Annotated in this window: 12 protein-coding genes; 9 read left to right on the top strand and 3 right to left on the bottom strand. The window is 72.1% G+C overall.

All coding sequences use genetic code 11. The annotated features are described in order from the left end of the window. Nucleotides 1-94: 94 nt before the first annotated feature. Entirely contained in the window at nucleotides 95-1,525 is a 1,431-nt protein-coding gene (locus tag ACFRMN_RS38250; protein ID WP_383029063.1) for an MFS transporter, read from the bottom strand. Between the two features lie 82 nt (nucleotides 1,526-1,607). On the opposite strand from ACFRMN_RS38250, the gene ACFRMN_RS38245 reads away from it, so the two are divergent. Further along, nucleotides 1,608-2,573, top strand: coding sequence for a LysR family transcriptional regulator (locus tag ACFRMN_RS38245; RefSeq protein ID WP_383029061.1), 966 nt, complete (start codon nucleotides 1,608-1,610; stop codon nucleotides 2,571-2,573). Nucleotides 2,574-2,861: 288 nt separating this feature from the next. Here ACFRMN_RS38245 and ACFRMN_RS38240 read toward each other — a convergent pair whose 3' ends face one another. Then, nucleotides 2,862-3,554, bottom strand: a complete 693-nt coding sequence (locus tag ACFRMN_RS38240) for an RraA family protein (RefSeq protein ID WP_383029059.1) — start codon at nucleotides 3,552-3,554, stop codon at nucleotides 2,862-2,864. A gap of 103 nt (nucleotides 3,555-3,657) precedes the next feature. Further along, the gene (locus ACFRMN_RS38235) at nucleotides 3,658-4,749 is read right to left on the bottom strand and encodes a LacI family DNA-binding transcriptional regulator (protein WP_383029057.1); all 1,092 of its coding nucleotides are present in this window, start codon (nucleotides 4,747-4,749) and stop codon (nucleotides 3,658-3,660) included. Nucleotides 4,750-5,273: 524 nt separating this feature from the next. Between ACFRMN_RS38235 and ACFRMN_RS38230 the strand changes: the two genes are divergently transcribed. The 8 genes from ACFRMN_RS38230 (at nucleotide 5,274) to ACFRMN_RS38195 (ending at nucleotide 14,617) form a co-directional block, all read left to right on the top strand. After that, a complete protein-coding gene (locus ACFRMN_RS38230) occupies nucleotides 5,274-6,416 on the top strand; it encodes a uroporphyrinogen-III synthase (RefSeq protein ID WP_383029055.1) in 1,143 nt (380 codons plus the stop codon). Nucleotides 6,417-6,495: 79 nt separating this feature from the next. Continuing rightward, on the top strand, nucleotides 6,496-7,026 hold the full coding sequence (locus tag ACFRMN_RS38225) for a GNAT family N-acetyltransferase (RefSeq protein ID WP_383029053.1): 531 nt from the start codon (nucleotides 6,496-6,498) through the stop codon (nucleotides 7,024-7,026). Nucleotides 7,027-7,142: 116 nt separating this feature from the next. Beyond that, a complete protein-coding gene (locus tag ACFRMN_RS38220) occupies nucleotides 7,143-7,748 on the top strand; it encodes a CGNR zinc finger domain-containing protein (protein WP_383029051.1) in 606 nt (201 codons plus the stop codon). Nucleotides 7,749-8,045: 297 nt separating this feature from the next. Next, nucleotides 8,046-8,633 (top strand): sigma-70 family RNA polymerase sigma factor, encoded by a 588-nt coding sequence (locus ACFRMN_RS38215; protein ID WP_129769098.1) that lies wholly within the window; start codon nucleotides 8,046-8,048, stop codon nucleotides 8,631-8,633. After that, nucleotides 8,630-9,448, top strand: a complete 819-nt coding sequence (locus ACFRMN_RS38210; protein ID WP_383029049.1) for an anti-sigma factor family protein — start codon at nucleotides 8,630-8,632, stop codon at nucleotides 9,446-9,448. Before ACFRMN_RS38215 ends, ACFRMN_RS38210 begins: the two co-directional genes overlap by 4 nt. 62 nt (nucleotides 9,449-9,510) lie before the next feature. Next, a complete protein-coding gene (locus ACFRMN_RS38205) occupies nucleotides 9,511-11,982 on the top strand; it encodes a HelD family protein (protein WP_383029047.1) in 2,472 nt (823 codons plus the stop codon). A gap of 435 nt (nucleotides 11,983-12,417) precedes the next feature. Beyond that, nucleotides 12,418-13,854 carry an NAD-dependent malic enzyme gene (locus ACFRMN_RS38200; protein ID WP_383029045.1) on the top strand — a complete coding sequence of 479 codons (1,437 nt, stop codon included), beginning with the start codon at nucleotides 12,418-12,420 and terminating at the stop codon, nucleotides 13,852-13,854. A gap of 481 nt (nucleotides 13,855-14,335) precedes the next feature. Continuing rightward, the gene (locus tag ACFRMN_RS38195) at nucleotides 14,336-14,617 is read left to right on the top strand and encodes an HU family DNA-binding protein (protein WP_004571953.1); all 282 of its coding nucleotides are present in this window, start codon (nucleotides 14,336-14,338) and stop codon (nucleotides 14,615-14,617) included. The last annotated feature ends 105 nt before the right edge of the window (nucleotides 14,618-14,722 follow it).

The raw sequence follows: 14,722 nt of genomic DNA, 5'->3' as shown, positions 1-14,722 counted from the left end.
ACGCTCGGCTGGGAAACCCCAGCCGAGCGCCTGTCTAAACTGCTCGCGGCCTGATCAACCGACCACGGTGTTGCAACGACCCCTCGAATTCGCCTCAGGCAGCGGGGCCTTTGTCGTGTCCGAAGCGGCGCGCGCCGGCCGACGCGACGAGCAGGGCGAGGAACGCGGCGCAGAGCGGGAGGGCGTACCCGCGGGCCGGGTCGGTGTGTTCCACGGTCCAGCCGCCGGCCGCCGCACCGGCGGCTATGCCGGCCAGCAGCGCGGTGACGGCCAGCGTCATCCCCTCGTTGAGCCGGCTCGCCGGGGTGAGCCGCTGGACGAGCGTCATGCCCGTCACCATCGTCGGGGCCGTCGCCGCGCCCGCGATCAGCAGCCCGCAGGCGAGCAGCGGCAGCGACCCCGACGCCCCCGCGGTGGCCGCGAGCAGGGGCAGGGCCAGCAGCGCCGACATCGCGGCGACGCACAGCACCAGCCGCCGCCCGAGCCGGCGGGCCGGGCGCAGCGCGCCGAGCAGCAGATCCGCGGCACACGACCCGGCGGCCTGGAACGCGAGCACCGCGCCCGCCCACGCCTGGTGGCCGCGGTCGTCCGCGAACGCCAGCGTGACCACCTCCGTCGCGCCGAACACCGCGCCCGTGGCGAGGAAGACGGCGAGCAGGGCGGCCAGCGCGGGCGAGTGGAGCCGGGCACGCGCCGCGTCCGTACGGCCGGTGGCGGGCGGCTCGGTGGAGCGCTGCGCCGCGAAGATCAGAACGCCGGTCAGCAGCAGGACCGCTCCGGTCAGCGTGCCCGCCTCCGGGAAGAGAGCGGTGCACAGGAAGGCGGCGAGCACCGGGCCCAGCATGAAGCAGAGTTCGTCGGCCGCCTGCTCGAAGGAGTTGGCGGTATGCAGGGCCGCGGCGTTCTCCGGGGTCGCCTCGCGGTGCAGATGGGCCCAGCGGGCGCGGGACATCCCGCCGGTGTTGGGGGTGGTGGCGGTCGCGGCGTAGGCGGCGAAGAGCGTCCAGTCCGGCGCGTCGTACCGTACGCACAGGAGCAGCGCGAGCGAGCCGAGCGCGGCGATCGCGGTGGCGGGGACGGCGATCCGGGCCTGTCCGTAGCGGTCGACGAGCCGGGCGACGCGGGGCGCCACCAGGGCGGTGAACGCGAGGCCGGTGGCGGTGACGGCGCCGGCCAGCGCGTACGAGCCGCGCGATCCGGCGATCATGATCACGGCGCTGACGCTGAACATGCCCATCGGGAGCCGGGCGAGCAGATTCCCGGCGGTGAAGGCACGGGCACCGGGGATCGCGAAGAGCCGGGCGTACGGGTTGCCGCGGCGGCCCGCCGCCCGGGGCGGGCGCGGTGGTTCCGACGGCTCCGGCGCGTGCGGCGGCCCGGGCGTGCTCGGCGGCTCCGGTGTGCTCGGTGGCCCGGGCGTGCTCGGCGGCTCGGGGGCGAAGCGGGCGTCGTACCGCCGGGCCAGGACCAGGCTGTCGCCCGTGACGGCCAGCAGGAAAGAGTCGGGTGCGGGGGAATACGGCATGCCCTCACCCTCCGGGCACCGGCCGTTCCCGGTCCAACACCTGCTCCGTGGCCATTCACGCGTGTGTGTTGTTAAATGCGGCATGCCCCGAGACATCGACCCCCGGCTGCTCCGCGGCTTCGTCGCCGCCGCCGAGGAACTGCACTTCACCCGGGCCGCCGCCCGGCTGTATGTCGCCCAGCAGGCGCTCAGCCGCGATATCCGGCGGCTGGAGCGGGAGTTGGGCGCCGAGCTGTTCGTACGGACCACCCGCCAGGTGACGCTGACGGCAGAGGGCGAGCGGCTGCTGCCGTACGCCCGGCGCGTGCTGGCGGCCCAGGACGCGCTGCTGACCGCCCGCGCCGCCGGGGAACGGCCGCTGCTCGTGGATCTCAACAGCGAGGGCATGGTCTCGGGGCGTGTGCTGGCGCGGGCGCGCGAACTCGCCCCGCGCCATGAGCTGATGGCCCGCTTCGAGAGCGGCCTGACCCGCGCCGCTACCGAGATCCTGGCCGGCCGGCTCGACGCCTCGTTCGGCTACGTCGACGGGCTTGTGCCCGCCCTCCGCTCCGGCCTCGCCCATCAGCTCGTACGGTACGAGCGACTGGCCGTGCTGCTGCCGTACGACCACCCGCTGACCGAGGTCGCCGAGGTGCCGCTCGACGCGCTCGCGGGCGAGAGCGTGTACGCGGGGGCGGGCAATCCCGGGACCCTGGAGTGGACGGATATGGCGCGGCGGCTCTTCGCGGGCCGCTCCATCGCACTCGCCCCGCCCGCGCCGATGGCGGTGGGTGCCGAGGAGTTCCGGCGGGTGATGGAGAAGCACCGTACGCCCGTACTCACCGTGGTGGACTTCCCGGAGATGCCGGGGGCGGTGCTGCGTCCGCTCGTCGGCCCCGTACCGCTGTCACCGCTGTCGCTGGTGTGGCGAAAGGGGCTGAAGCATCCGGGAGTCGCCGCCCTGCGCGCCGCCGCGGACGCCCTCGCCGCACACGAGGGATGGCTGGAACGTATCCCCGGGAGCTGGCTCCCTACCACTGTCTCCCCTTCGACGCCCGATAACCCGTAAAGGGGAGACCGGGGCCGCCCTCACCGAGGGGCGTGCTGTTCCATGACGCACGGCTCGCCGGACGCCGCGACGCGTCCCGCCGTCTGCTGGGCCGCCGAACCCGCGGCGGGCCAGGCGGTGTTGGCCGTGGCCGTGGCCGTGGGTGCGAGGGCGAGGGCGAGGGCGAACAGAACGCCTCTGGTGTGTGGGCAAGCGGGGGCCCATATGCCCAGAGAAAGGGAAGATCGAAGTGACGGAGCATCAGATTCCGTGCGAACGGGCCGGATACGGCGACCGGTCGGGCCCCGGCTACTCCTCGATGGCCCCGCCGATCCGCCGCAGATGCCGCCGGAACGTGTACTCCGGATCGGCCGCGCGCCGCGCCAGATAGTCGTCGAAGGCCGTCTGCCCGCGCAGCGTCTCACCCGCCACGATCTTGCGCGCCTGCTCGCGCTCCGTCTCCCGGATCCGGTGCGCGGTCGCCAGTACCTCTTCTGCGTGCTCGGCGGCCACGAACAGTACGCCGTCCTCGTCACCGAGGACGATGTCGTCCGCGCTCACCGGATGCGCCCCGAACCGGGCGGTGTCCAGCGCCTCGGGCTCCCGCTCGTCCAGCCGTACGGGGCCGGGCGGGTAGCTGCCGTAGCTGAACACCGGAAGGCCGATCTCCGCCAGCTCGGGAGTGTCCCGGTGCAGCCCCCACACCGCCAGACCACTCACCCCCGCCGCCTCGGCCTCCAGCACCGCGAGATCACCCACGCACGCCTCGTCCGTCCGGCCGCCGTTGTCGATGACCAGCACATCGCCCAGCTCGGCCCGGCCGAACGCCTCCAGGAACACGTCCACGCTCCCGTAATGCCGTACCGGCAGCACGCGCCCCGCGAGGCGATGCCCGCGTACGACGGCACCGATCCCGGGCGGCGCGACGCGCAGCGGCACGTCGTGGCGGACGCAGGCGTCGGCCACCAGCGGCGTGGACAGCTCGGCGAAGGCCTTCAGCACGGCGTTCTCCCTGGCTCGGCTCCCGTGACGTGACCGTCGACGGCGCACGGATACGCCGGACAGCGAGGCGATCCTAGACGGACGGGACTTCGGACTTACTCGTCTAGCGGCGGATCCCTGTCCCCGGAGCGGCCGAGGGGGCGGGGGCGACCGGGAACGCGGAGCTCTCGCGGACTATTAACTCCGGCGCCAGCAGAACGTGTTCCGGGGTTCCCCGCGGGTCCCCGATCCTGGCCAGGATCATGCGGGTGCAGACGCGGCCGACCTCCTCCAGGGGCTGGCGGAGGCTGCTCAGGCTGGGGGAGAGCAGGGAAGCGGCGGAGGAGTCGTCGAAGCCGACGACCGCGACGTCGCGGCCCGGCAGCCGGCCGCTGTCGCGCAGGGCGCGGTAGCAGCCGAGGGCGAGGGTGTCGCTGGCCGCGACGACCGCCGTGGTGCCCGCGGGGAAGAGGCGGGCGACCGCGTCGCGCGCGGCGTCGACGTCTTCTGTCGCGTTGACCCGCAGGTCCCGGACGGACAGGCCGTGCCTGCGCATCGCCTCCCGCCAGCCCCGGGCCCGGTCGTCGCCGACGCCCGAGCCGCGTGGCCAGCCGAGGAAGGCGATCCTGCGGTGGCCAAGCGCGACGAGATGATCGACGGCCGCCGCCGTGCCGTGGGCGCCGTCGACGTCCACCCAGTCGCCGACCGAACGGGCCGACCAGGGGCGGCCGAAGGCCACGAAGGGGATGTCGCGCTTGCGCAGCCAGCCCGGGCGGGGGTCGCCGCGGTAGGTGTTGCTCAGGACGAACGCGTCGACGGACTGTTCGCGCAACAGCTCGGCGTAGCGGTCGGGTTCGTCCGCGGGGTCCATGGGCGCGGCGAAGAGCAGGACGCGGTAACCGGCCTGGTGGGCGGAGTCCGAGAAGGCGTGCAGGAAGTGTTCCATCACCGGCCCGGAGACCCCGTCGGGCGTCGCCTGGACGCCGTATCCGATCAGCCGGCTGGAGCGGGTACGCAGCGAACGCGCCGCCTGGTGCGGCCGGTAGTCCAGCTCCGCTATCGCCCGCTGGACCCGTACCAGGGTCTGTGGGGCCAGCAGATCGGGGGAGTTGAGCGCGTTGGACACCGTCTGGGGTGAAACGCCGGCCCGTTGGGCCACCAGTGCCAGGGTGGCCGGCTTGTCCTTGCGCCCGCCGGACGTGGTCGTACGTGCCATCAGTCGCCTCCGTCTCCGGGTGCCGTCCACTCGACAAGCGGTGGTACCGCGCCAGTTCGGGGTGGCATGCGGGAACAGTCGATGTTCGATCTTGTCGGGTACAGAATCCCATACGGACGCGCGGGCCACGCAGTCCTTTCGCGCGGCGACGCGGGAGCCGAGCCGGTGTCCGTTGTTGGTGGGGCCTGTCCGGACCGCGTCGCCGGCTGTCTTCCTCGTCAGGTTCGTCGGGTTCGTCACGTTCCCTCCTTTCTGTGTCGTCTGCTTCTGCCCCACCTAGGCGGTATACCTTCGCCCCGCTTCGGCCGGGCCCGTACCGGCGGCGGCGAAGCCCGGTCTCAGCTACGCGGAGGTGCGAGACCCCGGGCGGCGACGGCATATACGCGCCCGTGCGCGGGCGGTGTCGCGTAACGCGGCGGAAATGCCCGTGGACCTCGCCCGTCACGCGTATTTGACAGGCTCGGCCGCTTCATCCGTATGACCCCTCCGTACGGCATCAGAGGCGAGCGAGCGAGAGGAGAGGCATGGACGCCCACCAGCACGGCCCCCTCGCGGGTTTCACGATCGGGGTCACCGCCGTCCGGCGCGCCGATGAGCTGGGCGCGCTGCTCCAGCGCCGCGGTGGCGCCGTCGTCCACGCCCCCGCCCTGCGGATCGTGCGGCCCGCCGATGACACGGAACTGCTCTCCGCCACCAAGGAGCTGATCGACCGGGTGCCCGATGTGGTCGTGGCGACCACGGCCATCGGCTTCCGCGGCTGGATCGGGGCCGCCGAGGGATGGGGCCACGGCGAGGAACTGCTCTCCTGTCTGCGCGGCGTCGAACTGCTCGCCCGCGGACCCGAGGTGAAGGGCGCCGTCCGCGCCGTCGGGCTCACCGAGACGTGGTCGGCCGGCTCCGAGTCGATGGCCGAGGTCCTGGACCGGCTGCTCGGGGAAGGGGTCGAGGGCCGCCGGATCGCGCTTCAGCTGCACGGCGAGCCCGTGCCGGGCTTCGTGGAGGCGCTACGGGCCGGGGGCGCCGATGTCGTCGTCGTGCCCGTCCACCGCTGGATACCCCCCGAGGACCTGGCCCCGGTCGACCGGCTCATCGACGCGACCGTCGCGCGCGCCCTGGACGCCGTCACCTTCACCAGCGCGCCCGCCGCCGCCTCCTTTCTGTCGCGCGCCGGTGAGCGCGGACGGCTGCCGGAGCTGCTGGCCGCCCTGCACCACGACGTACTGGCCGCCTGCGTCGGTCCCGTCACCGCGCTGCCGCTCCAGGCGCGCGGCATCGACACCGTCCACCCCGACCGCTTCCGGCTCGGGCCGCTCGTCCAGCTGCTCTGTACGGAGCTGCCGGGGCGCGCCCGTACGCTGCCGGTCGCGGGCCACCGCGTCGAGGTCCGCGGTCACGCGGTGCTGGTCGACGGCGATCTGCGGCCGGTGCCGCCCGCCGGAATGGCCCTGCTGCACGCGTTGACCCGCAGGCCCGGCTGGGTGGTGTCGCGGGCGGACCTGCTGCGCGCGCTCCCGGGCTCGGGCCGCGACGAACACGCCGTCGAGTCCGCGATGGCCCGGCTGCGGTCCGCGCTGGGCGCCCCCAAGCTGATCCACACCGTGGTCAAGCGCGGCTACCGGCTCGCGCTTGACCCGTCGGCCGAATCCACTTGGAGGCCGCGCGGATAGGTGGGGTGGAGGAAGGAGCGGGGCGAGGTCCGTACGGCGCGCGAGCGGTACGCGCCCGCCCCGTGGGTACGGTACGAAGATGGCCCACGACTCCTCGATCCGCCTCAGGCCCGCCACCCCGGACGACGCCGAACTCGTCACCGAGGCACTCGTCCGCAACAGGGACCACTTGAGCCCCTGGGAGCCGGACCGCCCCGCCGACTTCTACACCCCGAGGGCCCAGGCCAACCGGCTCGCCGACCCCGCCGTCCGGCGCTGGCATCTCGTGGACGGCGGCCGGATCGTCGGCGAGGCGACCCTCCTCGGCATCGCCCTCGGACCGTTTCGAAGTGCGAATATCGGCTACTGGATCGATGCCGCGTACACCGGCCGCGGCCTGGCGACCCGCGCGGTCGAGGAGGTCTGCCGGGCCGCCCGCGACGAGCTGGGCCTGCACCGCCTTGAGGCGGCCGTGGTCCTCGACAACACCGCTTCGCGGCGCGTGCTGCTCACATGCGGCTTCGAGCTGATCGGTACGGCGACGGGCTATCTCCACATGCACGGCGAGTGGCGCGATCACCACCTCTTCCAACGCGTCCTGCACAACGGCCCGCCGAACGCGGCCGGGTAGCGGCCTTCGGCGAATCCACCGACACCGCCACCGGTAGCAGGGGTTCCGGCCGCGTTCCGGGGCAGGCACTCTGAAGAGGACGGCACCCACGGTGAACCCGAGGCGGTGACAGGCACATGACGGCGGGCACGGCGGCGGGCTTGGGCTCGTACGAGTGGCGGTTCGACTCCGGGCGTATCTGCCTGGATCTGGTGGCCACCGGAGAACGGACCTCCAGAGGCCGGGAACGGCTCGACGGCGCCGTACCGCTCGGCCGGTGGCTGGTCGGCGCGGGGCTGGTGCCCGAAGGGACGCCACTCGCGGGGGTCGACGCCCGCTGGGTACGGTCGTTCACCGAACTGCGCGACAGAGTGGGGCAGTTGGTACACGCCGAGATCGACGGGCGGGACGCCGCCTGCGCGCTGGAGCGGGTCAACACGCTGGCCGCGGGGGCGCCGCCGGGGATCAGGGCGGTACGGGACGAGGACGGCGATCTCGTACGGACGCTGTGTGCCGAGCCCGAGTGCGACGCGCTGCTGGCCGCCGTGGCCAGGGACGCGGTGGAGCTGCTGACCGATCCCGCCGCGCGGGCCCGGCTGCGGGAGTGCGAGGGCGACAGCTGCCGGCGCGTCTATCTGGACACCTCGCGCGGGCGGCGCCGCCGGTGGTGCTCCAGCGAGGTGTGCGGCAACCGCGAGCGGGTCGCCAGACACCGCCGCAGGGCGGCTCTCGCGCGGCCGTGATGAGGCCATGACGCGGCCATGACGAGGCTGGGCCGGACCTTTCCGTAAGGTTGTTGCGCGATTTTCAGACAACTACCGCACGGTATCCGCGCGAGTTCGGGACATGCCCTCCACATGTCCTCCATCAATCCCGCACGGGTACCGGACCCGCGCGAACCCGCCCATGCCGTCTCCCTTCGCCGCCCTCTCCGCGCAAAAGATCTTGAAAGTTTTTGCGTCGGCCGTTGAGTGCCCTCCCCCGGGCTTCCGTAGTGATGAGGGAGAAGCAGCCATGAAGGTCTCGACCGGGAGGTTTAGGTGCGCAAAGATGCGGCCGTGGCCGATGACCGCCCTCACCGGGCCCGACACCGGAGCGCGGCACCGCGCGCCAACACCTCCGTCCCCGACGAGGAGATGATGCGCGCCCTCTACCGGGAGCACGCCGGACCGCTGCTCGCCTACGTCATGCGTCTCGTCGCGGGCGACCGCCAGCGGGCCGAGGACGTCGTACAGGAAACGCTCATCCGTGCCTGGAAGAACGCCGGCCAGCTCAATCGGGCGACCGGCTCTGTCCGACCCTGGCTGGTGACGGTCGCCCGGCGCATCGTCATCGACGGTCATCGCAGCCGGCAGGCCCGGCCGCAGGAAGTCGACCCGTCGCCGCTGGAGGTCATGCCCGCGGAGGACGAGATCGACAAGGCGTTGTGGCTGATGACGCTCTCGGACGCGCTTGAGGATTTGACCCCCGCCCACCGGGAAGTACTCGTGGAGACGTACTTCAAGGGACGCACGGTCAACGAGGCGGCCGAGACGCTCGGCATACCCAGCGGGACCGTGCGTTCCCGCGTGTTCTACGCACTACGGTCGATGAAGCTCGCATTGGAGGAGAGGGGGGTCTCGGCATGACCACGCACGAGCAGTACGGACTGGGCGACGAAAGTACTGTGCATGAAGCCGTCGGAGCGTACGTTCTCGGAATTCTGGACGATGCCGAGGCCACGGCCTTCGAGACGCATCTGGCCGGCTGCCGGATCTGCGCCGTCCAGCTGGAGGAGTTCTCCGGGATGGAGCCGATGCTGGCCATGCTGGCGGACGATCCCGACCCCTTCCTCGCGCCCACCCCGCTGACCCCGCCCCCCGTACCCCTCGCGCAGCTGCCGACCCCCTCCGTCTCCGTGCGGCCCAGCCCGCAGCTGCTCGGCCGGCTGGTCGACGAGGTCGCGGTCAAGCGCGCCAAGCGCAAGCGCCGGGGGCTGTATCTGGTCGCCGCCGCCGCGGTGCTGATCATCGGCGGGCCCGTGGGCGTCGGAATCGCCACCTCGGGCGGCGCCGAGGCGGGCACACCGGTGGCGAAGGAACGGACCCCGGCCGAGGAGTTCGCCCGGATGCCGGGCAAGATCGGCGCCACGGACACCACCACCAAGGTCAGCGCCGCCATCGCCATGGAATCGAAGGCCTGGGGCACCCGCGCCGCCCTGGAGCTGAAGAATGTGAAGGGCCCGCTCAAGTGCAGCCTGGTCGCCGTCTCCAAGACCGGCGAGCAGGAGGTCGTCACCTCGTGGTCGGTGCCCGCGTGGGGGTACGGCATAGCGGACAGCCCGGACGAGAACGGCAAGAAGCCGCTCTATGTCGAGGGCGGTACGGCCATGGAGAGCAACGACATCGATCACTTCGAGGTCCGTACGTTCGACGGCAAACGTCTGGTGGAAGTCGGCGCCTGACATACCCGCCCCCTTCGCGTACGGTTGACGGCTGCCCAATGCACGTCATGAAGGGGGCCTCGGTGGCCGCGCAGGATGCCGCTGTAGAAACCGCTGGACCCGCCGTCGATCCCGTACGCGGCACGGAGCACGACTCCGTACGCGACCGCGAGATCGGCGTCGAGCAGCGCCATCTGGACCAGGTGTACCGCCGTCTTGAGGAGAAGATCCACGAGGCGGAGTTCCTGATGAACGACGCCGCCAAACGGGGGCAGGTCGGCACACCCGGAGCCCTCGCCGAGCGGGACGCCCAGGTCTTCCGGGCCGGGATCCACCTCAACCGGCTCAACAACGAATTCGAGGACTTCCTCTTCGGGCGGATCGACCTCCTCCGGGGCAAGGACGGCAAGAAGGGCCCGGACGGCGCGTACACCTCGGTCGAGCCCGCCGACGACGCCATCGGCCCCGACAGCACCGCCGAGATCGCCGAGACGCTGCACATCGGCCGTATCGGAGTCCTGGACTCCGACTACTCCCCGCTGGTCATCGACTGGCGAGCGCCCGCCGCCGCGCCCTTCTACCGCGCCACCCCGGTGGATCCAGGCCGGGTGGTACGGCGCCGGGTCATCCGCTCCAAGGGGCGCCGGGTCCTCGGGGTCGAGGACGATCTGATGCGGCCGGAGCTGACCGCCTCGCTGGACGGCGCTGCGCTGGCGGTGATCGGGGACGGCGCGCTGATGGCCGCGCTCGGCCAGGCGCGCGGGCACACCATGCGGGACATCGTCTCCTCCATCCAGGCCGAGCAGGACCTGGTGATCCGGGCCCCCGCCGCCTCGGTCACCGAGGTCTCGGGCGGCCCCGGCACGGGCAAGACCGCCGTGGCGCTGCACCGCGCCGCGTATCTGCTCTACCAGGACCGGCGGCGGTACGCGGGCGGCATCCTGGTCGTCTCGCCGACGCCGCTGCTCGTCGCGTACACGGAGGGCGTGCTCCCCTCGCTGGGCGAGGAGGGGCAGGTCGCGATCCGCGCGGTCGGGTCGCTGGTGGACGGCGCGGAGGCCACGGCGTACGACGAACCGGCCGTGGCGCGGGTCAAGGGCTCGGCGCGGATGCTGAAGGTGCTGCGCAAGGCGGCCAGGGGGGCGCTGGAAGGTTCCTTCCCGGCGGGCCCCGGGGCCGGGGCCCCTGATCAGCGGGGACAGCGTGGACAGCAGGGGCAGCTGGCCTTCGGCGAGCTCGGGGACGGGGACGAGGACGGCGATGAGGACGCCGCAGAGCCCGTAGCCGTACGGACCGATCTGCTCCGCGTGGTCGCCTTCGGCCGCAGGCTGGAGCTGGAGGCCGGTGAGCTGAACCGCATCCGGCAGTCCGTGCTCAGCGGCACCGCGCCCGTCAATCTGCTCAGGCCGCGCGCCCGAAGACTCCTGCTGGACGCCCTCTGGACGAAGTCCGGGTCGGCCCAGCGGCACACCGACCCGGAGCTCGCCGCCGAACTGCGCTCGTCCTTCGACGAGGACGTCACGTCCGAGGACAGCTTCCTCGCCTTCCTGGACGCCTGGTGGCCCGAGCTGAGCCCGCGCGGGGTGCTCGCCGCGATGGCCGACGAGCGGCGGCTCGGCCGCTGGTCGCGACGGATCCTCAACCAGGGCGAGAACCGCCGTCTCGCCCGCTCCCTGAAGCGGCTGGGCCCGGACGGATCGGGCCCGCTCTCCGTCCACGACGTGGCGCTCCTGGACGAGCTGGAGACACTGCTCGGCTCGCCGCCGCGGCCCAGGAAGCGGCGCGATCTCGATCCGCTGGACCAGCTGACCGGCCTTGAGGAGCTGATGCCGCAGCGCGAGGAGTCGCAGCGCGAGCGGGCCGAACGGCTCGCGGCGGAGCGTACGGAGTACGCGCATGTCATCGTCGACGAGGCGCAGGACCTGACGCCCATGCAGTGGCGGATGGTCGGCCGCCGGGGCAGGCACGCCACCTGGACGGTCGTCGGCGACGCGGCGCAGTCGTCCTGGTCGGACCCGGACGAGGCGGCGGAGGCCCGCGACGAGGCGCTCGGCACCCGCCCGCGCCGGCGCTTCACCCTGACCGTGAACTACCGCAACCCGGCCGAGATCGCCGAGCTGGCGTCGAAGGTCCTGGCGCTCGCCATGCCGGGCATGGAGTCGCCGAGAGCGGTGCGCTCCACCGGCGTACGCCCGCGCTTCCGCGTCGTGGAGAACGGCGATCCGGCCGCGACGGTACGGGCGGAGGCGCGGCGGCTGCTGGACCAGGTGGACGGCACGGTCGGTGTCGTCGTCGCCATGAACCGGCGCGAACAGGCGGCGCGCTGGCTGGCCGGCCTCGGTGACCGTGTGGTGGCGCTGGGGAGCCTGGAGGCCAAGGGGCTGGAGTACGACGCGACGGTCGTGGTCTCCCCGGCGGAGATCGCCGACGAGTCGCCGGCCGGTCTGCGGGTGCTGTACGTCGCGCTGACCCGGGCGACCCAGCAGCTCACGGTGGTCTCGGCGGCCCGCGACGAACCGGACGCGGAGGGCGTACCGGACCTGCTGCGGGACTGATTCCCGGACCGGCCACGGACCGGCACCGGATCGGGTCGCGGGACCGGTCCGGGGCCGATCCGCGATTGACCGGCAGTCAAAGTCGCGCGGACGGAATCACTTACCGGGGTGGTTTGTTAGCCTGGGGGTGGCACCGGCCCGATCCAAGCCCCCGGGCCCAACCTTCGTCGCTTCGAGCGACCACTTGCCGCGAGGCGAGCATGGCGGGTCGGTGCCACCTTTGCGTCAGCTTTACGTCAGCGCCACAGACACGTCGGCGGGCCTTCACCACACTTTGGTGAGGGCCTGTTTTCGTCCGCATCATGGAAGACCGCGTTCCGTAGATAAAGGTCTTTACCTGTTACCAGTCGGTAGGTGCGACGATCTGAAGGTTCCGCCGCCGACGTGGGGCGGGCGGAACGGCAATGAGGCTAGGGAAAGAAGAGGGACTCGGTCATGGCAACGGCGCCCAGCGTCTCGTACTCGATGACGGTCAGGCTGGAGGTGCCCGCGAGCGGCACCGCGGTCTCTCAGCTGACCACGGCCGTGGAGTCCTCCGGCGGCTCGGTGACCGGCCTGGACGTGACCGCCTCCGGCCACGAGAAGCTGCGGATCGATGTCACCATCGCCGCCAGCTCCACCGGCCACGCGGAGGAGATCGTCGAGCGGCTGCGGAGCATCGACGGTGTCACCCTCGGCAAGGTCTCCGACCGTACGTTCCTGATGCACCTCGGCGGCAAGATCGAGATGCAGTCGAAGCACCCCATCCGCAACCGTGACGATCTCTCGATGGTGTACACCCCGGGTGTGGCGCGGGTCTGCATGGCGATCGCGGAGAACCCCGAGGACGCCCGGCGGCTGACCATCAAACGCAACTCGGTGGCGGTCGTCACGGACGGCTCCGCGGTGCTCGGCCTGGGCAACATCGGCCCCAAGGCCGCGCTGCCCGTCATGGAGGGCAAGGCCGCCCTCTTCAAGCGCTTCGCCGGTATCGACGCCTGGCCGCTCTGCCTGGACACCCAGGACACCGACGCCATCGTCGAGATCGTCAAGGCGATCGCCCCCGGCTTCGCGGGCATCAACCTGGAGGACATCTCCGCGCCCCGCTGCTTCGAGATCGAGGCGCGGCTGCGCGAGGCCCTGGACATCCCGGTCTTCCACGACGACCAGCACGGCACCGCGATCGTGGTGCTCGCGGCCCTGACCAACGCGCTGCGGGTGGTGGGCAAGGGCATCGAGGACGTACGGGTCGTCATGTCCGGCGCGGGCGCGGCCGGTACGGCCATCCTCAAGCTGCTGATCGCGGCGGGTGTCAAGCACACGGTGGTCGCCGACATCCACGGTGTGGTGCACGCGGGCCGCGAGGACCTGGTGGAGGCGGCCCCCGAGTCGCCGCTGCGCTGGATCGCCGACAACACCAACCCCGAGGGTGTCACCGGCACGCTGAAGGAGGCCGTGGTCGACGCGGACGTCTTCATCGGTGTCTCGGCCCCGAACGTGCTGGACGGCGACGATGTCGCGGCCATGGCGGACGGCGCGATCGTGTTCGCCCTCGCCAACCCCGACCCCGAGGTCGACCCGGCGGTCGCGCGCGAGACGGCGGCCGTGGTGGCCACCGGCCGCTCCGACTTCCCCAACCAGATCAACAACGTGCTGGTCTTCCCCGGTGTCTTCCGCGGCCTGCTGGACGCCCAGTCCCGCACGGTCAACACGGAGATGATGCTGGCCGCGGCGGCGGCGCTCGCCGATGTCGTCACCGAGGACGAGCTCAACCCGAACTACATCGTGCCCTCGGTCTTCAACGACAAGGTCGCCGGCGCGGTGGCGGGCGCGGTGCGCGACGCCGCCAGGGCGGCCGGCGGGGACGTGACGGCTCCCGTCACCCAGGTCTGATCCCTGATCCAGGGAGCGGGAGGGGTCCGGGGCAGCGCGAAACCCGCCCCCGGAGCCCGGCCCGAAATGTGACCAGGCCCACCACGGGGCCCGGTCACGCTACCGAGGACTGCGGTACATCTCACGTCCGTCCGGTGCCCGGCGCGTCGCGATTCGCCGGGCCCCACGGGCCCCTCTAGGGTGGCGGACCATGAGCCCCGCCGCTCCAGGGAGGTTTTCAGGGCCTCCGGCGGGCTCAAGGGCCCCAAGGCTCCAAGGAGTCTCCACAGAGTCGACGGAACGTCACGACGACGAGGCAGTGGCGCTTTTCGTGTGACTCCGGAGGGTGCCGGATTGGCTTTCCCGCCGCTGGTGGGGGCAGGATGCGTATTCGGGCGCGAGGGTCTGTCAGCAGACCCGGGTCCGGGGACTGTCCGAGGGCCCTGGCAGCATCGGCTTCGATCTCACGCCTTACAGGCAAGAAGAACACGGGAGTAACAACATGAACCGCAGTGAGCTGGTGGCCGCCCTGGCCGACCGCGCCGAGGTGACCCGCAAGGACGCCGACGCTGTGCTGGCCGCTCTCGCCGAGACGGTCGGTGAGGTCGTCGCCAAGGGCGACGAGAAGGTCACCATCCCCGGCTTCCTGACCTTCGAGCGCACCCACCGTGCCGCTCGGACCGCTCGTAACCCGCAGACCGGCGACCCGATCCAGATCCCGGCCGGCTACAGCGTGAAGGTCTCCGCGGGCTCCAAGCTCAAGGAAGCCGCCAAGGGCAAGTAACACCCATAGGCGACACGCAGGGGCGGGGCCCCCCGCGGGGGGGCGCCCCCGGGGGGGGGGGGTTAAAAAAAAAAACAGCCCCCCCAAAAAAAAACCCAAGGGGGT

Source organism: Streptomyces sp. NPDC056835, from assembly GCF_042789485.1.
Taxonomy (GTDB): Bacteria; Actinomycetota; Actinomycetes; order Streptomycetales; family Streptomycetaceae; genus Streptomyces.
The sequence above is the reverse complement of the archived record's forward strand: the minus strand, read 5'-3'. Positions and strand labels throughout refer to the sequence as shown.

What these genes read in the sequence shown, in the direction of transcription:
- ACFRMN_RS38210 (WP_383029049.1), top strand. Translation starts at nt 8,630, where the DNA reads ATGACCACGCACGAGCAGTACGGACTGGGCGACGAAAGTACTGTGCAT.
- ACFRMN_RS38225 (WP_383029053.1), top strand. Translation starts at nt 6,496, where the DNA reads ATGGCCCACGACTCCTCGATCCGCCTCAGGCCCGCCACCCCGGACGAC.
- ACFRMN_RS38245 (WP_383029061.1), top strand. Translation starts at nt 1,608, where the DNA reads ATGCCCCGAGACATCGACCCCCGGCTGCTCCGCGGCTTCGTCGCCGCC.
- ACFRMN_RS38250 (WP_383029063.1), bottom strand. Translation starts at nt 1,525, where the DNA reads ATGCCGTATTCCCCCGCACCCGACTCTTTCCTGCTGGCCGTCACGGGC.
- ACFRMN_RS38235 (WP_383029057.1), bottom strand. Translation starts at nt 4,749, where the DNA reads ATGGCACGTACGACCACGTCCGGCGGGCGCAAGGACAAGCCGGCCACC.
- ACFRMN_RS38230 (WP_383029055.1), top strand. Translation starts at nt 5,274, where the DNA reads ATGGACGCCCACCAGCACGGCCCCCTCGCGGGTTTCACGATCGGGGTC.
- ACFRMN_RS38220 (WP_383029051.1), top strand. Translation starts at nt 7,143, where the DNA reads ATGACGGCGGGCACGGCGGCGGGCTTGGGCTCGTACGAGTGGCGGTTC.
- ACFRMN_RS38200 (WP_383029045.1), top strand. Translation starts at nt 12,418, where the DNA reads ATGGCAACGGCGCCCAGCGTCTCGTACTCGATGACGGTCAGGCTGGAG.
- ACFRMN_RS38195 (WP_004571953.1), top strand. Translation starts at nt 14,336, where the DNA reads ATGAACCGCAGTGAGCTGGTGGCCGCCCTGGCCGACCGCGCCGAGGTG.